This window comes from Faecalibacterium sp. I3-3-89, from assembly GCF_023347275.1.
GTDB classification, from domain to species: domain Bacteria; phylum Bacillota; class Clostridia; order Oscillospirales; family Ruminococcaceae; genus Faecalibacterium; species Faecalibacterium butyricigenerans.
In genome coordinates this window covers 937,144-959,653 of the sequence record NZ_CP094468.1, presented here as the reverse complement: position 1 = coordinate 959,653, position 22,510 = coordinate 937,144, and the positions used below count along the sequence as shown (strand labels likewise).

The 22,510-nt window shown below is 61.7% G+C and carries 18 protein-coding genes and 1 tRNA gene; 8 read left to right on the top strand and 11 right to left on the bottom strand.

Annotated features, from left to right (window positions below; all coding sequences use genetic code 11):
- Positions 1–16 precede the first annotated feature (16 nt).
- Positions 17–586, bottom strand: coding sequence for a rhomboid family intramembrane serine protease (locus MTP38_RS04500; protein ID WP_249234658.1), 570 nt, complete (start codon positions 584–586; stop codon positions 17–19).
- A 142-nt stretch (positions 587–728) separates the two neighbouring features.
- The gene (locus tag MTP38_RS04495) at positions 729–1,217 is read right to left on the bottom strand and encodes a CYTH domain-containing protein (RefSeq protein WP_249234381.1); all 489 of its coding nucleotides are present in this window, start codon (positions 1,215–1,217) and stop codon (positions 729–731) included.
- Positions 1,218–1,510: 293 nt separating this feature from the next.
- On the opposite strand from MTP38_RS04495, the gene MTP38_RS04490 reads away from it, so the two are divergent.
- From MTP38_RS04490 to MTP38_RS04470, 5 genes are all read left to right on the top strand, one after another.
- A complete protein-coding gene (locus tag MTP38_RS04490) occupies positions 1,511–2,740 on the top strand; it encodes a class I SAM-dependent rRNA methyltransferase (RefSeq protein ID WP_249234380.1) in 1,230 nt (409 codons plus the stop codon).
- A 392-nt stretch (positions 2,741–3,132) separates the two neighbouring features.
- The gene (locus MTP38_RS04485) at positions 3,133–5,220 is read left to right on the top strand and encodes a glutamine synthetase III family protein (protein WP_249234379.1); all 2,088 of its coding nucleotides are present in this window, start codon (positions 3,133–3,135) and stop codon (positions 5,218–5,220) included.
- 142 nt (positions 5,221–5,362) lie between these two features.
- Entirely contained in the window at positions 5,363–6,682 is a 1,320-nt protein-coding gene (locus MTP38_RS04480; RefSeq protein ID WP_249234378.1) for a glutamine synthetase family protein, read from the top strand.
- A gap of 31 nt (positions 6,683–6,713) precedes the next feature.
- Entirely contained in the window at positions 6,714–7,289 is a 576-nt protein-coding gene (locus MTP38_RS04475; protein ID WP_249234377.1) for an ANTAR domain-containing response regulator, read from the top strand.
- 81 nt (positions 7,290–7,370) lie between these two features.
- The gene (locus MTP38_RS04470) at positions 7,371–8,990 is read left to right on the top strand and encodes a CTP synthase (RefSeq protein WP_227619903.1); all 1,620 of its coding nucleotides are present in this window, start codon (positions 7,371–7,373) and stop codon (positions 8,988–8,990) included.
- A 69-nt stretch (positions 8,991–9,059) separates the two neighbouring features.
- Here MTP38_RS04470 and MTP38_RS04465 read toward each other — a convergent pair whose 3' ends face one another.
- Positions 9,060–9,878 (bottom strand): RICIN domain-containing protein, encoded by an 819-nt coding sequence (locus MTP38_RS04465; protein ID WP_249234376.1) that lies wholly within the window; start codon positions 9,876–9,878, stop codon positions 9,060–9,062.
- Between the two features lie 287 nt (positions 9,879–10,165).
- On the opposite strand from MTP38_RS04465, the gene MTP38_RS04460 reads away from it, so the two are divergent.
- The 3 genes from MTP38_RS04460 to MTP38_RS04450 all read left to right on the top strand — a co-directional run bounded on the left by MTP38_RS04460 (position 10,166) and on the right by MTP38_RS04450 (position 14,440).
- On the top strand, positions 10,166–11,548 hold the full coding sequence (locus tag MTP38_RS04460) for an MATE family efflux transporter (RefSeq protein WP_249234375.1): 1,383 nt from the start codon (positions 10,166–10,168) through the stop codon (positions 11,546–11,548).
- Between the two features lie 252 nt (positions 11,549–11,800).
- Positions 11,801–13,408, top strand: a complete 1,608-nt coding sequence (locus MTP38_RS04455; RefSeq protein WP_249234374.1) for a DUF5046 domain-containing protein — start codon at positions 11,801–11,803, stop codon at positions 13,406–13,408.
- Positions 13,409–13,426: 18 nt separating this feature from the next.
- A complete protein-coding gene (locus MTP38_RS04450) occupies positions 13,427–14,440 on the top strand; it encodes a PstS family phosphate ABC transporter substrate-binding protein (protein ID WP_249234373.1) in 1,014 nt (337 codons plus the stop codon).
- Here MTP38_RS04450 and MTP38_RS04445 read toward each other — a convergent pair.
- From MTP38_RS04445 to MTP38_RS04410, 8 genes are all read right to left on the bottom strand, one after another.
- Positions 14,409–15,347: an AEC family transporter gene (locus tag MTP38_RS04445; protein WP_249234372.1), complete on the bottom strand. Its 939-nt coding sequence runs from the start codon at positions 15,345–15,347 to the stop codon at positions 14,409–14,411. The genes MTP38_RS04450 and MTP38_RS04445 overlap by 32 nt on opposite strands.
- Positions 15,348–15,545: 198 nt before the next feature.
- Positions 15,546–15,620: transfer RNA gene (locus MTP38_RS04440), tRNA-Thr, on the bottom strand.
- 152 nt (positions 15,621–15,772) lie between these two features.
- On the bottom strand, positions 15,773–16,630 hold the full coding sequence (rsmA, locus tag MTP38_RS04435; protein WP_227619909.1) for a 16S rRNA (adenine(1518)-N(6)/adenine(1519)-N(6))-dimethyltransferase RsmA: 858 nt from the start codon (positions 16,628–16,630) through the stop codon (positions 15,773–15,775).
- A gap of 23 nt (positions 16,631–16,653) precedes the next feature.
- Entirely contained in the window at positions 16,654–17,988 is a 1,335-nt protein-coding gene (locus tag MTP38_RS04430; protein ID WP_249234371.1) for a S41 family peptidase, read from the bottom strand.
- A 163-nt stretch (positions 17,989–18,151) separates the two neighbouring features.
- Positions 18,152–19,450 (bottom strand): murein hydrolase activator EnvC family protein, encoded by a 1,299-nt coding sequence (locus MTP38_RS04425; RefSeq protein ID WP_249234370.1) that lies wholly within the window; start codon positions 19,448–19,450, stop codon positions 18,152–18,154.
- Between the two features lie 12 nt (positions 19,451–19,462).
- Positions 19,463–20,368, bottom strand: coding sequence for a cell division protein FtsX (locus MTP38_RS04420; protein WP_249234369.1), 906 nt, complete (start codon positions 20,366–20,368; stop codon positions 19,463–19,465).
- On the bottom strand, positions 20,365–21,057 hold the full coding sequence (gene ftsE, locus MTP38_RS04415; protein WP_227619913.1) for a cell division ATP-binding protein FtsE: 693 nt from the start codon (positions 21,055–21,057) through the stop codon (positions 20,365–20,367). Before ftsE ends, MTP38_RS04420 begins: the two co-directional genes overlap by 4 nt.
- 342 nt (positions 21,058–21,399) lie before the next feature.
- Positions 21,400–22,485 carry a PucR family transcriptional regulator gene (locus MTP38_RS04410; protein ID WP_227619914.1) on the bottom strand — a complete coding sequence of 362 codons (1,086 nt, stop codon included), beginning with the start codon at positions 22,483–22,485 and terminating at the stop codon, positions 21,400–21,402.
- Positions 22,486–22,510 lie beyond the last annotated feature (25 nt).

The following is a 22,510-nucleotide window of genomic DNA, read 5'->3' as shown; positions in this document are numbered from 1 at the left end:
CGGGGCGAAGCTTGCCTCAATGCCTGCGCCGCCTGCGCGGGCCTGCATTGACATAGCCGAACACCGTGCCGCACACGCCGCCGACGATATGCATAAAGTTGGCCACGTTGTCCCGCACAAAGATGATGTCATACACCTGCTGGCCCAGATAGAGCGCCGCCACCAGCAGCATGGTCACCGGGATGCCGCCCGAAAAGCCGGACAGGGACGCCAGCATGATGAGCATAAAGACGATGCCCGACGCCCCCAGCAGGGCCGTGCGGGGGAACAGAAGGCACTGCAATACGCCCGAGATGAGGGCCGTGAGCAGGATGCCCTTCAGAAGCGGCAGACTGCCGTACTTTTCCTCCATCGGCGGGCCGACCACCAGCAGCAGGAGCATATTGTTGATAAAGTGGTCCCAGCTGCCGTGCCCCAGCACATGGCCGAAGAGCCGGAAATAGAACAGCGGGTCTTTCAGCGAGGAGCGGTAGACGCTGAACAGATGGGTGGTGGTCCAGCCTCCGGTGTACCGGCCCAGAAACAGTGCCCCCAGCGAGAGGAGGAAAAATGTAAGGATGACCGGCGAATTGTACTGGACTGCCAGCGTGAGTTTAGGTCGTTTCGTGTCTGTTTCCTTCTTTCCCAGCGGGCCGTCCGGGCCGCAAGCTGCGTGATGAAGCAATGATACCATAAGTTCCAAGGCTTTTCCAGATTTTTTCCGCCAGAGAAGCCGATTTTCCGCCCCTTCAGCCCCGGGTCTGCACCCAGTAGGCACCCATGCTCTGGCCGGGCTGGTCGGTGACTTCGTCCCGGAGGTAGTCTGCAAGGCCCACGGCCTCCGGCTGCCAGCTGCGGGCGGCCTCCACGGTGGGGTACTCCACCTCGGCGTACCAGAACTCCGTGGGCTGGCCCTCATCCACATGGTTCACCTCCAGCACCGCGCCGTCGGGCAGCCGGTAGCTGCGGCGGAGCTTCGGGATGAGGGGCTTCGCAATGATCTTCGTCTCAAGGTCGTGGAAGAGTGCTTCGTCGATGTCCCGCTCGATCTCCTCCCGGGCCAGCCCGCCGCCCGACTTGAAGCAGAGGACATAGCTGGTCTTTCCGCCGGTGAGGGCCTCTTCCCGGATGCGGACGGTGGGCTGCACGCTGATGTAGCCCTGCCGCATGGCAAACTCCTCCTCCATCGCCAGCCCCTCCGGCCAGCCCGTCACCATCCATTTGCGCTCGATCTCCATGATGTTTTCCTTCCTTTCGGTGGTTTTTGTATTTATTCTAGCACACTTTTATGGTATTATAAAGAAGCAGCCGACCGCGTGCAAAAGCCTCTCCCTTTGGGAGAGGTGTCACCGAAGGTGACGGAGAGGGCAAGCCGCCTGTGGCAGAGTCTCCGCACAGCGATAAGCAGTTCCTTTGTCAAAGCGATGCTGTCACAGCGTCCGTGCGTTTCCTTCAGCATCCTTGCCCTCTCAGGCGCTTCGCGCCAGCTCTCCCAAAGGGAGAGCCTTAAAAAGCATCAAGGAGCAATCATATGAAATCAGACCGCACCTACCCCGTTTATAAAGTAAATAAAAAAGCCGAGGCCAGCCTTGTGGGCGGACACCCGTGGGTGTACGAGAACGACATCCTCGCCTTCCCCGAGAGCGAGCCGGAGAACGGCACCCTCGCCGATGTGGTGAGCACCAAGGGTGCCTACCTCGGCACCGGCTTCGTCTCCCTCAAGAGCAAGATCCGCGTTCGTCTCATCTCCCGCAACGCCAACGATACCTTCGACGCCAGCTTCTGGCGGCGTCGGGTGGAGTATGCGTGGGCCTACCGTAAGACCGTCCTTGAGCCGGATGACCTCTCGGCCTGCCGGGTCATCTTTGGTGAGGCCGACCAGTTCCCGGGCCTGACCGTAGACCGCTTCAACAACATCCTCGTCACCCAGACTCTCAGCGTGGGGATGGAGAAGCTCAAGCCCCTCCTCTTCCCCCTCCTCGCCGAGGTGCTGCGGGCCGACGGCCAGACCATCGACGGCATCTACGAGCGGAACGACGAGGCTCTGCGCGCCAAGGAGGGCCTCGGGCAGAACAAGGGCTGGTTCGAGCTGCCGGGTGAGACGCACCCCGCCTCCACCCAGACCGAGATCTGCGAGAACGGCGTCTACTACCACGTCGATTTCGAGAACGGCCAGAAGACCGGTTTCTTCCTCGACCAGAAGTACAACCGCCGGGCCGTGGCACGCCTCGCCGCCGGACACACCGTGCTGGACTGCTTCACCCACACCGGCAGCTTCGCCCTCAACGCCGCCAGCGGCGGCGCAGCCCGGGTCACGGCGGCAGACATCAGCGCCGACGCCATCGCCATGGCCCAGCGGAACGCCGCGCGCAACGGCCTGACCAACATGGACTTCCTCTGCGAGGACACCTTCGAGCTTCTGCCCCGCCTCGAGAAGGAGGGCCACCCCTACGACTTCATCATCCTCGACCCGCCTGCCTTCACCAAGGCACGCCGCACCGTGGAAAACGCCATGCGCGGCTACAAGGAGATCAACTACCGGGCCATGAAGCTCCTGCCCCGGGGCGGCTACCTCGCTACGGCCAGCTGCTCCCACTTCGCCACCGAGGAGCTGTTCATCAAGATGCTCCGCTCCGCCGCCAAGGACGCCCACCGCCAGCTGCGCCAGATCGAAGTCCGCCAGCAGGCCCCCGACCACCCCATCCTCTGGGGCGTGCCGGAGACGAATTATCTGAAGTTTTTCTTATTCCAAGTGATTTAACCTCTCCGTCACGCCTGACGGCGTGCCACCTCCCCTATCGAGGGGAGGCTTTGGCATACCGGAAAACTTTCCCTCTTCGCCAGAGGCTCCCCTCGGTAGGGGAGCTGTCTGCGAAGCAGACTGAGAGGTTTTCCCTTTGCAATAGTCATACCCTCCGCGCAAAACTCCAAAATTTCGAGAGTCGGTTTGTGCAGAATCGTCAAATCTGTCTATTGCCTTTTTCGGCCTCTTCGGCTATAATCAACGCATAGACAGCAACGGCGCTGTGAGTCACCTCCTGACTCGCAGCGTCGTTTCGTTTAACCAAATATTTCGCGGGCAGGGGTCTCCCCTCTCCGCGCAAAAATCCACGGCAAGCTGAAGCATTTTGTTCAAGTAAGGAGTAGGAATTTATGGCAGCAAATGTTATGGAGATCTACGGCAGCAAAGTCTTTAACGAGCACGTCATGAAGGAGCGTCTTCCCAGCGCTACCTATAAGAGCCTCGAGAAGACCCTGCACAAGGGCGCGCCTCTGGACATCGAGGTCGCAAACGTCGTGGCCAGCGTCATGAAGCGCTGGGCAATGGAGCTGGGTGCCACCCACTACACCCACTGGTTCCAGCCTCTGACCGGCATCACCAGCGAGAAGCACGATGGCTTCGTCTCCCCCGTGGGCGACGGCACCGCCATCATGGAGTTCAACGGCAAGGAGCTTGTCCGCGGCGAGCCGGATGCCTCCTCCTTCCCCTCCGGCGGCCTGCGTGCCACCTGTGAGGCCCGCGGCTACACCGCATGGGACCCCACCAGCTACGCTTTCGTGAAGGACGACGTCCTCTGCATCCCCACCGCTTTCGTCAGCTACACCGGCGAGGCTCTGGACAAGAAGACTCCCCTGCTGCGCTCCATGAACGCGCTCTCCAATCAGGCCATCCGCGTGCTGAAGCTCTTCGGCAAGGATGTGGACTACGTCTCCACCACCGTCGGCCCCGAGCAGGAGTACTTCCTCATCAAGAAGGAGGACTACGAGGCCCGTCAGGACCTCATCCTCACCGGCCGCACCCTCTTTGGCGCACCTTCGGCCAAGGGTCAGGAGCTGGAAGAGCACTACTTCGGCGTCATCCGCCCCGAGGTCTCCGCGTTCATGAAAGAGCTGGACGAGGAGCTGTGGAAGCTGGGCGTCCCCGCCAAGACCAAGCACAACGAGGTGGCCCCCTGCCAGCACGAGCTGGCCCCCATCTTCGATACCACCAATGTCGCCATCGACCACAACCTGCTGACGATGGAGATGATGAAGAAGCTGGCCCCCAAGTACGGCCTCGTCTGCCTGCAGCATGAGAAGCCCTTCGAAGGCGTCAACGGCAGCGGCAAGCACAACAACTGGTCCATGTCCACCACCCATGAGAATCTGCTGGACCCGGGCGACACCCCCATGGAGAACCTGCAGTTCCTCGTCTTCCTCGCCGCTGTCATCAAGGCAGTCGATGAGTACGCCGACCTGCTGCGCACCTCCGTCGCTACCCCCGGCAACGACCATCGTCTGGGTGCCAACGAGGCACCTCCGGCCATCATCTCCATCTTCGTGGGCGAAGAGCTGGAGGCCGTCATCGACGCCATCGCTTCCGATTCTCCCTACGCCGGCCCCGTCAAGATGAAGATGGACCTGGGCGTGGACGTCCTGCCCAAGTTCAGCAAGGACACCACCGACCGCAACCGTACCTCCCCCTTCGCCTTCACCGGCAATAAGTTCGAGTTCCGTATGCCCGGCTCTGCCGAGAACCTGAGCGACGCCAACACCATCCTGAACACTGCCGTCGCCAAGGAGCTGAAGGGCTACGCCGACGAGCTGGAGAAGGCCGACGACTTCACCAGCGCCGCCATCGCCCTCATCAAGCGCACCATCCGCGACCACCGCCGCGTCATCTTCAACGGAAACGGCTACACCGCCGAGTGGGAGGCCGAGGCAGCAAAGCGCGGCCTGCCCAACAAGAAGAACACCCCCGCCGCTCTGCCCGCCCTCATCGACCCGAAGAACATCCAGCTGATGGAGGACTTCGGCGTCCTGACCAAGGTGGAGATGGAGAGCCGGTACGAGGTCGAGCTGGAGCACTACTCCAAGATCATCAACATCGAGGCCCTGACCATGCTGGAGATGGCCCGCAAGCAGCTGCTGCCCGCCATCAACTCCTACATGAGCGAGGTCGCCAACACCGCTGCCTCCAAGCTGGCCGTCAGCGAGAGCCTGAGCGTCCGCAGCGAGACGAAGACGCTGAGCCACCTGTCCGCCGATGCCGACGCCATGAGCGACGCCATCGACGAGCTGCAGGCAGCCGTCGATGCCGCCAAGGCCCTCTCCGACGAGAGCGCAAAGGCCGTCGCCTTCCACGACGATGTGCTGCTCAAGATGGACGCTCTCCGCGCCGCCGCTGACGACGCCGAGACCATCTGCGGCGAGGACTACTGGCCTCTGCCCAGCTACAGCAAGATGCTTTACTACGTTTGAGCTTCTCGCATCAGCGCAGAATAAAGCACCTTGGGCTGAGGCGCTTCTCTAAGCCATTCTCCTTTTCCTATTTCTTACACCAGCCTGAAGACCTGCTCCTGTATGGGGGCAGGCCTTTGGGCGTTTTTTAAGAGGACACACTATGAGCTATACGACACAGCAGGACATCCTCGATTTCGTCGAGGACAATAACGTAAAATTTGTCCGCTTCGCGTTCTGTGACATCTTTGGCGTTCAGAAGAACATCGCCGTGCTGGCCAGCGACCTGCCCAAGGCGCTGGAAGAGGGCGTCTGCTTCGACGGCAGCTCCATTGCGGGCTTCATGCATGTGGAGGAGAGCGACCTTGTCCTCCGGCCCGACCTGTCCACCACGACCATCCTGCCCTGGCGCACCGCCGAGGGGCGGGTGATGCAGTTCTTCTGCGACGTGGAAAAGCCGGACAACGCCCCCTTCGGCGGCAACTGCCGCGGCTTCCTGCGGGACATCAACCGCCGGTTCCGAAATCTGGGCCTGAGCTGCAATGTAGGCACCGAGTGCGAGTTCTATCTCTTCGAGAACGACGACCATGGCCGTCCCACCCGCATCCCCATCGACGCAGGCGGCTATTTCGATGTGGCCCCGCTGGATGCAGGCGAGAACCTGCGCCGGGACATCTGCCTGACCATGGAGCAGATGGGCCTTGCGCCCCAGCACAGCCACCACGAGAACGGCCACGGCCAGAACGAGATCGATTTCCACTACGCAGGCCCCCTGCGGACTGCCGACAATATCTTCCTGTTCAAGCAGATCGTCCGGGCCGTGGCCGCCAGCAACGGCTTCCACTCCAGCTTCCTGCCCAAGCCCCTGCCCGATCAGGCCGGCAGCGGACTCCACATCAACTTCTCGCTGTCCATGGATGGCAGGAACCTCTTTGAGGGCGACATCGCCCCCGACAGCATCCCCGGCAGCTTCATGGCGGGCATCCTCCGCCACAGCCGGGAGCTGACGGCCTTCACCAACCCCCTGCCCAACAGCTACCTCCGCTTCGGCTGTGACGAAGCCCCCCGCTATGTGAGCTGGAGCCGCCAGAACCGCAGCCAGCTCATCCGCATCCCGCAGGTGAGGGGCAACAACTGCCGGATGGAGCTGCGCAGCCCCGACCCGGCCTGCAACCCCTACCTCGCCATCGGCCTCGTGCTGGCGGCAGGCCTCGATGGCATCGAGAACCGGATGCAGCTGTCTGCCCCTGTCAACCGCAACCTCTTTATCCCGGCCGAGGCCGTCGGCCTCGGCCTCGAGACCCTGCCCGCCTCGCTGGAAGAGGCCGTGGAGGTGGCCAAGGGCAGCGAGTTCCTGCACAAGTTCCTGCCCGACGAGCTGAGTCGGCGCTACTACGCCGAGGCCCTGCGCCGGTGCGAGGCGCTGAAGAGCGCCGCCGACCCGATCGAATACGAGCGCGTCCACTACTTCAATGCCATCTGAGACAGCATGACATGAGAAAGGAGTGAGCCGTATGGGACGTGCCCTGATCGTAAGCGCAGGCGCAAGCTCGAACGAATATATCTCCGCACGCCTGACTGAGCTGGGCTATGCGCGGCCCCTCATCGTGCCCAGCGCGGCGGAGGCGAGGCGGCGGATGCTGGAATCCGACTTCGAACTGATCGTGGTCAACGCGCCTCTGCCGGATGAGTTCGGCCATGAGCTGTGCACCGACGCCGTGGAAAAGACCGACGCGGGCGTGGTGTTTCTGGCCAAAGCCGCTGTCGCCGAGCAGCTTCTGACCCCTCTGAGCGAGCAGGGGGTGCTGCTGGTGACAAAGCCCTTCTCCAACACTTTTTTTCTACAGGCCATCCATATGGCCGCCGCCAGCAACCACCGCCTGCTGCTCCTGCGTCAGGAGAACCAGCGGCTGCAGGAAAAGCTGGCGCAGGTGCGGCTGGTCAGCCGCGCCAAGTGCTGCCTCATCGAGCTGGGTCACATGACCGAGGCCGAGGCGCATCGCTGCATCGAAAAAAAGGCAATGGACACCCGGCGCGACCGCACCGAAGTCGCGCAGGAGATCCTGGACTCCTACGACCCCGCGCAGTGATATATTTGAAGCACTGCGCCCCCACAGCGGGAAAGCATATGTTTCAAGACCATCTGTAATCTGTAAATAGAGGAGAATACTATGGCAAAATTTATTTTCGTGACCGGCGGCGTCGTCTCCGGTCTGGGCAAAGGCATCACCGCCGCCTCTCTGGGCCGACTGCTGAAGTGCCGCGGCCTCAAGGTAGCCAGCCAGAAGCTGGACCCCTATGTGAACGTGGACCCGGGCACCATGAGCCCCCTGCAGCACGGCGAGGTCTTCGTCACCGACGACGGCACTGAGACCGACCTCGACCTCGGCCATTACGAACGCTTCATCGACGAGAACCTGAACAAGTACTCGAACCTGACCACCGGCAAGGTGTACTGGAACGTGCTGAACAAGGAGCGTCAGGGCGCTTATCTCGGCCAGACCGTCCAGATCATCCCCCACATCACCAACGAGATCAAGAGCTACATCTACAATCTGGCCTCTTCCACCGAGGCTGATGTGGTCATCACTGAGATCGGCGGCACCACCGGCGACATCGAGAGCCAGCCCTTCCTTGAGGCCATCCGTCAGGTGGGTCTCGAGCAGGGCAAGGAGAACTGCTGCTTCATCCATGTCGTCCTCGTGCCCTACATCTCCGGTTCGGACGAGTACAAGTCCAAGCCCGCACAGCACTCCGTCAAGGAGCTGCAGGGCATGGGCGTCAGCCCCGACATCATCATCCTCCGCGCCGACGGCAACGTGGGCAGCGACATCCGCCGGAAGATCAGCACCTTCTGCAACGTCAAGCCCGAGTGCGTCATCGAGAACCTGACCATGCCCAGCCTCTACCAGTGCCCGCTGATGCTCCACACCGGCGGCTTGGACGATGTGGTGGTCAGGCAGCTCCACCTCGATGTCCCCCCCGCCGACCTCACCGAGTGGAAGGAGATGCTGTCCCGGATCGCCACCCGCACCAAGACCTGCACCATCGCCCTCGTGGGCAAGTACGTCAAGCTGCACGATGCCTATCTGTCGGTCATGGAGAGCCTCTATCACGCCGGCTTTGAGAACGACAGTCAGGTGGAGATCAAGTGGGTCGAGAGCGAGGACCTGCCCGATCAGGCCGCCTGCCGGGAGGCTTTTGCGGACGTGGACGGCATCATCGTGCCCGGCGGCTTCGGCGACCGCGGCATCGAGGGTATGATCCAGGCCGCACAGTATGCCCGTGAGAACCATGTCCCCTACTTCGGCATCTGCCTCGGTATGCAGATCATGGTGATGGAGTTCGCCCGCCACGTTCTGGGCTACGCCGACGCCAATTCCAGTGAGTTCACCCCGGAGGGCCATCACAACGTCATCGACCTGATGGCCGACCAGCAGGGCAACATCCCCAAGGGCGGCACCATGCGTCTGGGCAAGTACCCCTGCGCCGTCCTGCCCGGCACCAAGATGGCCGAGTGCTACGGCCAGAGCGAGATCTGGGAGCGCCACCGCCACCGCTACGAGTTCAACAACGAATACCGTCAGGAGATGCAGGATGCCGGTCTTGTCATCTCGGGCACCAGCCCTGACGGCCGCCTCGTGGAGACCGTTGAGCTGCCGGGCCGCGATTTCCACCTCGGCGCACAGTTCCACCCCGAGTTCAAGAGCCGCCCCAACCGCGCACACCCCCTGTTCAAGGGCTTCATCGCCGCCGCGCTGAAGGCCAAGAAGGAGAAGATGGGGCACTGAAACAGATAACAAAAGCCTCCGATTTTCTGCGAAAATCGGAGGCTTTTGTTTCTAATATGTAACTCTTACTTACTTGCTGGCCTTGGTGCACTTCTTCCGTGCGGCGGTCTTGCGGGCAGGCTTTGCGGCGGGCGCCTTGGCGGCAGGGGCAGCGGCCTTTGCAGCCGGAGCGGCCTCGGCGGGCTTCTCCTCAGCCTTGGCGGGGGCAGTCTCTGCCTTGACCTCGGCAACCTTTTCAGCGGCCTTGGCAGCGGACTTCTTGGCCGCAGGCTTCTTTTCGGTCTTCGGCTCAGCCTTGGGGGCTGCCTTCTTGGCGGCGGGCTTCTTCGCTGCGGGTGCGGCCTTTTCCTCGGTCTTTGCGGCGGCGGGGACAGCGGCCTCAGCCTTGGCCTCAGCGGGCTTGTCCTCGGCCTTGGGAGCGTGCTTTGCACGGTCCTTTACCTCCGAGATGGTCCACAGCTGGTCCTCACCAGCCGTCTCCTGCCAGATCTGGAGGACAGCGCCATCGGCGGTGCCCATGCCCACGGTGTCGATGCACTTGCCTGCGGCCCACATGGAGCGCAGACGGACGGTGCCCGCCGGGGTCGGCTCCACCTTCCACATCTGGGACGTGCCGCCCACGTCCTCCCACAGGTGCAGCCATGTGCCGTTGGCGGTGCCGGTCATCATCAGGTCGATGAGCTTGCCGGAGGCGCGGTTGCGGATGCGGTAGACGCCATCGCCCTCCCGGACGAAGGCCCACTCCTGCTCGGGCGCGTGCCCGTACTTGCCCAGACGGATGCTGCCGCCATCCTTGGCGTTCTCCACAGCCTGAATGACGCTGCCGGTCTTGGCGGCGATGGTGTAGAAGCGGTCTGCTTCGATAACGGTCTGTGCCACAGATTTCATAAATTTTCCCTCCGTGTTCTGAGGAACTGTTCCCTCAAAGCTCTTCTCAGCGCTGTTTTTTCTCGCAGCGTTTTTCTCTCATGTACCAAATTATACCACTTGACGTGATTTCCCACAAGCAATTCGACCTTTCTTTGTCAAATGTGCTAAAAGACATTCCATTTTTTCCTGCTTTTGCGCTCAATGCCCTAACTTTTTGGAGCCGTCAGCCCCAAACTCCCAGACCTCGACATTTTGCAGGATCTGCGTTATACTTATTTTAATTATGAAAGCGAGGTATCCAGCCCATGCATTCCCCGTCCCAAGCCGATGAGACCGCGCGCAGTGCGCTCCAGTTCGAGAAGATGACCAAGACCCCTGTGCCGAAGCTCATCCTCGGCCTCGCCGCGCCCACCATCCTGAGTATGCTCATCACCAGCATCTACAATCTGGCCGACACCTTCTTTGTGGGCCAGCTGTCCACCAGCGCGTCGGGCGCGGTGGGCGTCGTGTCCAGCCTCATGGCCATCATTCAGGCCCTCGGCTTCATGCTAGGCCATGGCGCAGGCGGAATCATCAGCCGCAGCCTCGGCAATCAGGACACCCACGCCGCCACCAAGTTCGCCTCCACCAGCTTCTTCACGGCACTGGTCTTCGGCATCGTGCTGGCGGGGGTCGGCCTTTCCAACCTGCCCGGCTTCATGATGCTGCTGGGCAGCACCGACACCATCCTGCCCCACGCCTGCGCCTATGCGCGGCCCATCCTCATCGCTGCGCCCCTCATGATGTCCAGCCTTGTGATGAACAACATCCTGCGCTACGAGGGCAAGGCCAGCTTCGCCATGATCGGCCTTGTCACCGGCGGCGTGCTCAACATCCTGCTGGACCCCATCTTTATCTTCGGCTTCGGCATGGGCACCGGCGGCGCGGGTGTCGCCACCGCTCTGAGCCAGAGCATCGGCTTCTGTATCCTGCTGTCTATGTTCCTGCGGGGCAGGACGGTGAGCCAGTTCCGCATCACGAAAGTCACCCGCAGCGCCCGGGACTTCGGCCTCATCTTCTTCAACGGTGCACCCAGCTTTGGCCGTCAGGGCCTGAACAGCATCGGCAGTATGCTGCTGAACGTCGCAGCCCGCAGCTACGGCGACGCCGCCGTGGCCGGCATGAGCATCGTGTCCCGCATCTTCCAGTTCCTGCTGTCGGTGGCCATCGGCGTCGGGCAGGGCCTGCAGCCTGTGGCGGCGTTCAACTACGGCGCACGCCGCTTCGCCCGGGTGCGGCAGGCGGCCATCTTCACCATCTCGACGGCCTTCTGCTTCGTCACGGTGCTGAACATCCTCTGCTGGTTCAATGCCGAGCCTCTCATCCGCCTCTTCCGCGATGACCCCGCTGTCACCGCCGTGGCCCTGCCCGCTCTGCGGTATCAGTGCATCGCCATGTTCTTACAGCCTGTCATCATCGTCACCAACATGATGTTCCAGTCCATCGGCAAATCGGGCCGGGCCACCTTCCTCGCCTGCTGCCGTCAGGGCATCTGCTTCATCCCCCTCATCCTTACCCTGCCCCGCATCTGGGGCCTGCCCGGCATCGAGCTGTGCCAGCCCATCGCCGACGCCCTCACCTTCTGCATCTCGATGCCCTTCCTCCTGCCCTTCCTGAAAGAGCTGGGAGAAAAAGGGGACGAAGCTTGAATTGCCTCCTTCTCCGGCAATTCCCCCGCAAATAACCCGGGACACCTGTCCCGCCCTATTGCCTGCGGCAACAGGGTCCCACCTCCCGGACATTTGCGGGGGAACCGCCCTCGCGTCGGCGGGTAAATGCAGTTGCCCCATTGTCACCAAACTGTAACCAGACCCGGCCAACTTTCTGCAATGAAATGGCCGGGTCTTTCGTATATACTATAAACAGGAAAGTCAAATTCTGGGAAACTGCGAGGTGTTTCTATGAAGACCGCTCTGCTTCGACTCCGCTGCCGCGCCGCCTGCCTTGTGCTGGCAGGCGGACTGCTGACGAGCTGTTCGCTGCTGCCCGCGGCGTCGCCCCGGCCCGAGGGGACGGCGGCATCGCAGGCACCGCAGTATTACAGTGAATCGTGGCTCACCGACGATGCGCTCCATTTCATTTATTCCTACGCTGGCAACGGCGGCGGCACCATCCTCCGGGGCGGGAAAGTGCTCTATCAGGGCAGCCGCTCCGACAGCGTCCAGCTGGTGCGGAACACCCTCACCGGCGAGGCAGACTACTATCTTGTCTCCCACTCCACCCCCGGCACCGAGGAGCGCACCTCCACCCTCTACGACGCCGACGGCAGCGCCGTCATGGCCTTTCCCTATGCCGTGAACGCCACCCTCTCGGGCGGGCTGCTCATCCTGCGGGACGACGCCGACGTCTGGGCCTTTGAGAGCGGTGCCACCGGCGGCATCCGGGTGTACGACCTCGCCACCGGGGCCGAGCTGCCCGTGCCGGAAACGGCCCTTGACTGTCTCGTGGTGGATGAGGGCGGCCAGCGCCTCATCTTCAACTGCTACGACCTGCCCGAGGGCCTCACCTACGCCTACGACGACCCCGACCAGCCCCTGCATCAATACGTCCTCGTCACCGACCGGGAGGGCAATGTGCTGCTGCGGGAGGACGGCTGCACGGCCCAGAGCCTTGCGTCGTATCGCGGCAGCTTCGCCGACTGGCTGACCTTGAGCTGGTTTCGCGGCGCAGACTGGGGCATCGCCCGGGAAGGGCTTTACAACATCCTCACTGGCCAGCTGCTCACCGGCGAGGACGACAGCTCCGCCTCTGCCTGCGGCGTCGGCATCGCCTGCCTCCAGAGCCGTCAGGACAGCCACTCCATCCTCTACGACCTGAACAGCGACGAGGCCGTGGAGCTGGGCCGCTTCGACTGGTGCGTGATGGACCACACGCCCGGCTGTGTCACCCTCCTCGGCAGCGATGACCCGGATAACCCCTACACCCTCATCGACCTCGCCAGCGGCGAAAAAACCGCTGTCCAGCGGTGCGACAGGGACTATCACTCCGGCAATGTCGCCGTCCTGACAGCGGACAACGTCCTGAAGGTCTACGACGGCACCACCGGCGCACTCCTGACCGATGTGGAGGTGACACCCATTGAAGAGGCTCGTCATGTCAGTGTGACGGCCCTGCCCGGCGGCTATGCCCTGCTGCAATATGACGACGAGGACTACAATACCCTCGCCATCCAGACCTACGGCGGCGAAGGGCTGCTCTGGTCGTCTGCTGACGAGACGGAGCAGTACACCTACGTCTCCTACCTCACCAACACCGCCAACGGCCCTCTGCTCACAGCCCACCGGGACAACAGCGACTCGTCGAACCTCTCCGACGTGCTGGACATGGAGGGCAGTGTGCTCCTCCGCCGCCTCGGCAGCTGCTACAGCATCGACGGCCTGCCCGACGACTGCTTTATCGCGCGGCAGGGCTTCGACTACGGCCTGATGGACTCCACCGGCCAGTGGCTCTACCGCGAAAGCATCTTTTCCTCTCCCGGCGACGACTCCGGCGGAGGCTATCTGTATTGACAACGGAGGTTTTTGGATATGAAAGAGAAGATTTCCCGCCGCAGCTTCCTGCAGGTGCTGGGCCTCGGTCTCGGGGCGGCAGTGCTCACCGCCTGCACCCCCGGCGCAGCAGACTCCCCCGTCAACTCTCCGGCGGCGTCTGTCCCCGACCCGGACACCACCCCTGAACCTTTCCTGACCGTGGAGGAGTTTCCCCGCCTCGACGGCTCCACGGCCTGCATCCCTCTGATGGCCCAGCTCAAGGCTGACATCACCGGCATGGACCTGCTCGAAGCTCAGACCGGCATCACCGTCAGCACCACAGCCTATGCGTGGGAGAACTTCGGCCTCTGGTCCCGCAGCGACAGCGACGACTACGGCGCACAGCTGCTCATCGTCTACGAGGCCCCCGAGTACGTTAAGGAAGAGCTGGCCGAGGCCGACGCAAAGCTGGAGCAGAAAGCCATCGGCCGGGACGCGCTGGTCTTCATCGTCAACGAGTCCAACCCCGTCCAAAGCCTGACCCAGCAGCAGCTGCGGGACATCTATGCGGGCCGCATCACCAACTGGAAGGATGTCGGCGGCGCAGACGCCCCCATCGTGGCCTTCCAGCGGGGAGTGGACTCGGGCAGTCAGACCCTTTTCAAAAAGCTGCTCATCGACAAGGGCGATGGCCAGTTGATGACCGCCCCCACCGAGCTGGCTCCCGCCGACATGGGCGGGCTGGTGGACCGCATCGCCGAGTACAACAACTCTGCCAACGCCATCGGTTTCTCCGTCTATTACTACATCGACCAGATGTATTCGAAGCCCGGACTCCGCCTGCTGGCCGTGGATGGTGTGACCCCCGGCAATGACACCATCGCCAGCGAGAGCTACCCCCTGTGCAACGAGTTTTATGCGGTCATCCATGGGAATGCCGCCCCCGACAGCCCCCAGCGGAAGATCTACGACTGGCTGAGCACCGACGAGGGCCGCCGATGCATCGAAACGGCAGGGTATGTGGCCTGCGGCGGAGCGGCTACACCACCAGACACCACAGCGGCGTCGTAATGAGGGACAGTACCGTAGAGAGGGCCGTACACTTGCTGGCGAACGTGGAATCGGCACCGTACTTCTCGGCAAGGATGGCGGTGGTGCCGCCCATCGGCATCCCCGCCAGAACAACAGCGACCCCGGTGGTCAGCTCTCCCACATGGGCTGCGCGGCAGCCCACCAGCACCACCAGCGGCATCAGGAACAGCCGGATGACACAGTAAAGGATGGCGTCCCGGTCCAGCAGCGGGTGGAGGTCGCAGCTGCCGATGATGGCCCCGATGAGGAGCATCGACATGGTCATGTTGCAGTTGCTGGTGCACTGGAGAGCCTTGCCGAGAAAGGCGGGCAGCTGGCATTGGGTCAGCATGAGGGCCATGCCCACGAACACCGCCAGAATACAGGGGTGAGTCAGGGTCTTGCGGAGGACGGCGCGGTGGCGCGTCCTTCCCCCGGGGCTGGCGGCTGCATCGTCCTGCATGAAATAGGACACGCCCATCGACCACATTACGATGCGCTGCGGGATGAGGTAAACGGATGTCAGCAGCAGCCCCACTCCGCCGAACAGGCCCTCGGTCAGCGGACTTCCCAGAAAGCCCGCGTTGGAGCAGACCGTGCCGTACTGCATCACAGCCTTCCGCGCGACGGCGTAGCGATTGTAGCAGACCGCGCAGATCACGCCATAAAACACCTGCAGCACGATGGACAGGATGAGGATGTCCCGCGTGCTGCGGAAGATCTCCGCATTGAACTCGATGCGGAACGACTGGATGGTGTTTGCCGGCAGGATGAGAAAGAGCAGCAGGTCGGTCAGGCAGGCGCGGCCCTGCTCGGTGATGATGTTCTTCTTCGTCAGAAAGATGCCAATGGCCAACAGCAGCAGCATCTGTGCCTGCAGGCTCAGCATGGTGGAAAATTCGGGCACAGATATTCCCCTCTCGTTTGAACGTCCTCTTTTGATGATTTTTCGATGAATTTATTATACCGGCATGGTGCGGGAAGTGCAAGGCCCGCAAGCCCTCCGGCAGCATGATTTTTCCGAATGGTCGGATACCGCCACGCCGCAAAAAGCAAAAGCCCCGCGATACACGCCGCCTTTCGGCGGTATATCGCAGGGCTTTTTTGGAGCTGGTGACAGGAGTTGAACCTGCAACCCACTGATTACAAATCAGTTGCGCTGCCATTGCGCCACACCAGCAAAGCGTACCCTCTCGCATCGCGCAGGGTACTTTAGTAGAATACCAGAAATTTCCCCGGTTGTCAATATCTTCTGCGGCTTCTGCCTCAGAATGCGAAAGCGCCCCGCCGCTCCTGACAGAACGGCGGGGCGCCTGAGTGGTTTCGTGAGTGTTACTGTGCAGCCATTGCCCGCTGGATGGCGGCGAAGTTCTCGAGGGTCAGGGCCTCAGGGCGGATGCGGGCATCAAAGCCCGCCGCCTCGATGGCGGCGATGACCTTCTCCTTTGGCAGACCGAGACCACTGGCGATGGCGTTGGCGGCGGTCTTGCGGCGCTGGCCAAAGGCCGCGCGGATGAGGGCAAAGTAACCGTCCTCATCCTCCACCTGCACGGCAGGAGCGGGGCGGATGTCCATCCGCACAACGGCGCTGGTGACTTTTGGGGCCGGGTAGAAACTGCCCGGCGCGGCAGTAAACATCAGCTTGGAGGTGGCGTAGTAGCTCACAGCACAGCTGATGGCGCTGGAGGCGCGGGTGCCGGGCGCAGCGGCCAGACGGTCGGCGGCCTCCTTCTGCACCATGACCGTCAGGTTCTGGATGGGCAGGCGGTCGCCCAGCAGCTTCATGACGATGGGGCTGGTGATGTAGTAGGGCAGATTGGCGCAGACGGCCACCGGCATCCCGGGGAACTCCTCCTCAATGAGGGCACGGAGATCCACTTTCAAAACATCCTGTAATACCAGCTTAAAATTATCCACACCAGCCATTGTTTCGGCCAGCAGAGGCGGCAGACGCTCGTCCACCTCGATGGACACCACCTTGGCGGCGCGGCTGGCCAGCTCTTTGGTCAGCACGCCGATGCCGGGGCCGATCTCCAGCACGCCCCAGTTCTTATCGACGCCGCTGGCATCCACGATCTTCGGAGGCAGGCCGGGATTGATGATGAAGTTCTGTCCAAAACCCTTGGAAAGCGCAAAATCGTATTTTTCGCACAGGGTACGGATCACGGAGAGGTCGGTCAGCTCCGGCATAGTGTTTTTTCCTTTCTCTTATATCAAGACGCGCTTTCCACGCTGGAAGCAGCAGCCGCCGAGGAAGCCTCGCCCTCCCCTGCTGCCTCGGAAGAGGCGGCGGCGGAGTCTGCTGCGAGGTCGGCATCGTTCACGCCGCCTACGGTGGTGGTGCCGGTGAGCTGCTGTGCGCAGCTGACGGCACGCTGGATCTGGGGGTCGGTGTCGAGAGTGTAATCGTAATAGCTTACCTGCTCGTCCGGGGTCAGCGGACGCTCCACGTCCACGGTCAGGCCGGTGCCGTCGAAGCAAGAGCCGTCGCCGCAGATGAGCTTAGCTACCGTGACCACCACAGCACTGCCGTCCGAGAGGCGCTGAGGGCTGCTTTGGATGGTGCCCTTGCCCATGGTGCTGCTGCCCACGAGGCGTGCGCCGCACAGGGAGCGCAGGCTGGACGCAAACAGCTCTGCCGCGCTGGCGGTGTTCTCGTTCACGAGGCAGACGGAGGGCTGGCTGATGACGGTGTCGTCGGTGCTGCTGCCCAGCAGGGTGCGGTTTCCGGTCTTATCCTCGGCATAGGCCAGCACGCCTTCCGGTGCGACGAGGTCGATACAGCTGATGGCATCGTCAAGGATGCCGCCGCTGTTGTCGCGCAGGTCGAACACGAAGCTCTGTGCACCGCTGGCGGTCAGGCTGCGCAGGGCAAAGTCCAGTTCACTGGGGGTGGAGTTGTCGAACTGCCAGATCTTGATATAGCCCACATTGTCCTGCACCATGGCGGAATCGACGCTGTTGGCCGTGAAACCGTAGTGGGTCAGGTCAGCGGTGTGCTGGGCGTTCTCGCTGTCCAGCCAGACCACATTGACGGTGATGCCGCTCTCGCCCCGGAGCTTGTTCTGGACGGCCTCTGCGCTGCCCAGACTCTTGACGTCCGTGCCGTCGATGGTGATGATGTAATCGCCTTTTTGCAGGTCGGCCTCCTTTGCGGGGGACTCGTCGTACACCTTGGTGACCTTGGCGTAGCCGGACTGGTCGATGGCCAGCTCCACACCGATGCCGATCAGCTTGCCGCTCTGGGCATTGAGCAGGTCGGTGTAGGCCGAGGCGGTGTAGTAGCGGGCGTACTTGTCGCCGGTGCCCAGCAGATAGCCTGCGGTCAGACGGTCGTACAGCATCGTCTCGTCGATGTCGTAGTAGTCGTTGGCACGCACATAGCGGTCTACTTCGGCCACCTTGTTGTACATACTCTCCTTTTCCTTCACGCTGGTGACGGTGCGGTCAAACAGCCGCATCGCCAACAGCATCGTGATGGAAAATGTGACCGTCATTGCCAGAATGACGATGGTCACGGTCATCCCTACGGAAATTTTACGGTTCATTCAGTTTTCCTCCCCGGTTCAGACCAAAAGCATCAGGACGACGCTGCCCAGCACCGACAGCAGGAATACTCCCGCCAGCAGCAGACAGCCCGCCCGAAGGATACGCTTGCGTTTTTGCTCGTTCATTTCGCCTTATGGCCTCCTTTGACCCCTCGACACAGTATTATTTCATAGGAATATAACCACGGGGATTGACTGCATTGGCCTTGGAGCCGCCCTTCCACACCTCAAGGTGGAGATGGTTGCCCGTCGAGTTGCCGGTAGAGCCGACATAGCCGATGAGTTCGCCCTGCTTGACGTACTTGCCCGCCGACGTTGCCACCGAGCGCATATGGCCGTAGAGGGTGGAGTAGGCGTTGCCGTCCGACATTTTGCCGTGGTAGATGATGACGTAGTTGCCGTAGCCGCCGCTGGACCATCCGGCCACCTGTACATAGCCGCTGGCGGCTGCGTAGATGGGGGTGCCGGCGGGGGCGGCGAAGTCGGTGCCCGCGTGGAGCTTGTTGACACCCGAGACGGGGTTCTTTCGCCAGCCGTATTCACTGGAGATGCGGGTATAGCTCTTGAGGGGGCAGATGAAGCCGCTGAAGCTCAGTTGCGGCTTGCTGGCCGCTGCGGCTGCGATGAGTTTCTGGATCTCCTTCTTGACGGCCTCGTAGTTCATCTCATCCGACTCGATGGCCGCCTGCGCGTCCTTCTGGGCCTGCTGAGCCTCGGCGGCGCTCAGACGGGCCTCCTTGACGCTGGAGTTCAGCTCGTTCTGCTTGCTCTGCATCTGCTTATTCTGGGCACTCAGCTCGGCCTTTTTGTTCTGCAGCTGGGTGCGCTCCGCCACAAGCTGGGTGCGGTCATTCACAAGGCTCTCTCGGGCAGCCTTCATGGTGTCAAGGATCTCGGTATCCTTCACCGAGATGTCCTGCATGACCTCGTTGAAGGTCAGCAGCTCGTACAGGTCGTTCACCGAGCTGAGCATGGCCACGCTGCCGCCGTCCCGCAGCTCCTGCATCGCGGCCATATGGCTCTTGAAGCCTTCCCACTGGTCGGCGATGTCCTGCTCCTTCTGGGCGATCTCGGCCTGCTTGGCGCTGATCTGCTGCTCCTTGACGCCGATGCTGTTCTGCACCTCGGCGATCTGGCCCTGAAGCACGCTGATCTGGCTCTGGATCACCGAGACCTTTTCCTTCAGCTCAGACTCGAGGGCCTTTGCGGCAGCTTCCTTCTTCTTGGCGTTGTTCAGTTCTGTCTTATGCTGCTGGATGGACTGGGAGAGCTTATCCAGCTTATTCTGCAGCGAACTCATGCTGGTGGCCGCGCTGGCCGGATAGACCGTCATGCTCAGCACAAGGCAGGCCGCCGCCACAAAGGCGCAGGCAGCACGCATCATGACCGAGTGGCCGGAGGGCTTTGCATGGCGGGGCGAGTGGCGCAGGACGAAGCCTGCGGAATGCTTATCGTGATACACAGTAGGCCCTCCTTACACATTAAGGTGCTTGCGGATGGAGAACATACTGCCCAGACCGCCCACCAGAGCGCCCGCCACGAGGCTGTAGGTCAGGATGGTGGGCCAGACGTTTTCCAGCGGCACCAGAGCCATGCCCATGAGCATCTGCCACAGACTGCCCAGTGTGGGCGAGATCTCCACGATATAGGCGTAGCCGCCGATGCTGGCCGCCGCTGTGATGATGCCGGAGATGAGGCCCATCACCAGACCCTCGATGACGAAGGGCAGGGTGACGAGGGCGTTGGTGGCGCCGACGTACTTCATGATCTCAATTTCGCGGCGGCGGGCAAAGACGCTCAGCCGGATGGTGGTGCCCACCGTGATGATGCTCACGGCCATCAGCACCAGCACGACGATCCGCCCGGCCTTGGTGACGGCCTTCTGGACGTCCACGAAGGTCTTGGTCATCTCGATGGGGGCTGTGACGCTGTAGACGCCCTCAATGGCCTCGAATTTCCTGCTCATGGCCTCCATCTGACTCAGATCCGACAGGGAGACGCGATAATTTGCTTTAAAGGGGTTGTCGTTCTCGAACTCGTCCAGTAGGTCGGCGTACTCGGACATATAGCCCTTGTACTGGTTCAGGACGTCCTCTTTGGACATATACTGCACCCGGCTCACCCCTGCGGTGCTGCCGATGGCCGCGCCGACCGACTCGATGAGGGTGTTGTCGGCCTCGGGGTCTACATAGACCACCATCTCGTTCTGGGTACCCAGATAGTTGACCATGCTGTCCACGTTCACCTCGACGAGGCTGGCGAAGGTGTTCAGGGTCATGCAGACACTGAGCGAGGCGATGCAGGCAATGGTCATGGCCCAGTGCTTGCCGAGGTTGCGCACGCCGCGCCGGGTCAGGAAACCAAACGTCGAGATCTTCATGCGTGCACCTCCTCGCCGAAGCTGGCCGGGACGTCGGAGATGATGCGGCCGTTCTTCAGGGTGACGGTGCGGCGGTTGAAGCGGCGCACCAGCTCATGCTCGTGGGTGACGACCAGCACTGTGATGCCCATCTCGCTCACCCGCTCCAGCAGCTCCATCATCTCAAGGCTCATCTCGGGGTCGATGTTGCCGGTAGGCTCGTCCGCGATGACCAGACGAGGGCTGTGGGCCAGAGCACGGGCCACGGCCACCCGCTGCTGCTCGCCGCCGGAGAGGAACTCGGGGTAGACCTTTGCCTTATCCTCCAGATGCACCAGCTCCAGCATATAGTTGACCCGCTCCTTGATGTCCTTCTTGCCGATGTTGGTGACGTGCATCGCAAAGGCGATGTTCTCGTAGACCGTCATGGTCGGGATGAGGCGGAAGTCCTGAAAGATGATGCCCATCTGGCGGCGGAGATAGGGCACTTTGCCCCGGCGCAGCCGGGCGACATCCTTGCCGTCCACGAGCACGCGGCCCTCTGTGGGCAGCTCCTCCCGGAGGATGAGCTTGAGCAGGGTGGACTTGCCTGCACCGGAGTGTCCCACCAGAAAGACGAACTCGCCGTCTGCCACATGGAAGTCGATGTCCTCCAGCGCGGGCTTGTCGCTCCTCTTGTATATCTTGGTGACATGTTCAAAATCTATCATGAGTATCTTGCTCCTGAAAAGTTATTTGGTACAGAAGTTCCAAGCTTAAACCTCTCAGTCTCGCTTCGCTCGACAAGGCCAGGTTGCGGCTCCCAGCATCCGCTTCGTGCTTTGATAAGCACTCGCGTCTTGCTGGCCGCTGCCCCAACAATGACTCCCTGTTTCCGCCACTGGCGGCGGTCGTCGTTGTTGCCCCTACCGAGGGGAGCCTCTGGCGAAGAGATAAAGCTTTCCGCCGTGACGGAGAGGTTGTCCATACAGGCTATAACAAAAGAAACCGGCCAGCATCGGGGTCGAGCGGCCGGTTTCGGCGTCCGCAGCCGGGACGGCTGAGACGAAATATCAATATTTGGCCGGATTGTTGGACAGGTACTTCTTGACCATGAGCGCTACCTTGAACACGATAGCGTCGTCGAACTCACGCAGATCCAGACCGGTCAGCTTTTTGATCTTTTCCAGACGGTACACCAGCGTATTGCGGTGGACGAACAGGCCGCGGCTGGTCTCGGAGACGTTCAGGTTGTTCTCGAAGAAGCGCTGGATGGTGAAGAGGGTCTCCTGATCCAGACTCTCGATGCTGCCCTGCTTGAACACCTCGCGCAGGAACATCTCGCAGACCGTGGTGGGCAGCTGATAAATGAGGCGTGCAATGCCCAGATTGTCGTAGCGGATGATCTGCTTCTCGGTATCAAACACCTTGCTGACCTCCATGGCGATCTGTGCTTCCTTAAAGGAAGTGGCCAGATCCTTCACGTTGGCGATGGGGGTGCCGATGCCCACGACAGCCTTGATGTAATGCTCTCCGGACAGGGTATCCACGATGCTGGCCGCCAGCTTTTCCATATCGGAGCGGTCGATGCCCTTGCGGATCTCCTTGACCAGAACGGTGTCCGTCTCGCTGATGTTGAAGACGAAGTCCTTCTGCTTGTCGGGGAACAGGCTGCTCACCACGTCGTAAGCGGAGATGTCGCCGCCGCTGGTGACGCGGACGATGAACACCACCCGGGAGACGTCGGTGGCGAAGTGCAGCTCACGGGCCTTGGCGTAGATGTCGCCGGGCAGGATATTGTCCAGCACCACATTCTTGATAAAGTTGGACTTGTCGAACTTCTCGTCGTGATACTGCTTGATGCTCTGGAGGCTGATGGACAGCAGCGCGGCGAACTGGCCCGCAGTCTCGTCAGCGCCTTCCACGAAGACGGCATAATCGTTATGCTTTGCGCTGGAGAACTGCTGATAGGTGTAGCCATCCCGCACGAAGCGGTCTCCGGCCGTCAGACGCTCTGCCATAAAGCCCTCGCGCACCTCGCCGATCAGATTCAGCTCCGAGCAGGAGATGACAGCGCCGGTCTCATCCACCACGCCGACCACACGGTCGATCGCGTCCTTCATCTGGTAGATCACGCTCTGAAATACTCTATTGGCCATAAATGGATACCCCTTTTCCTCTCTT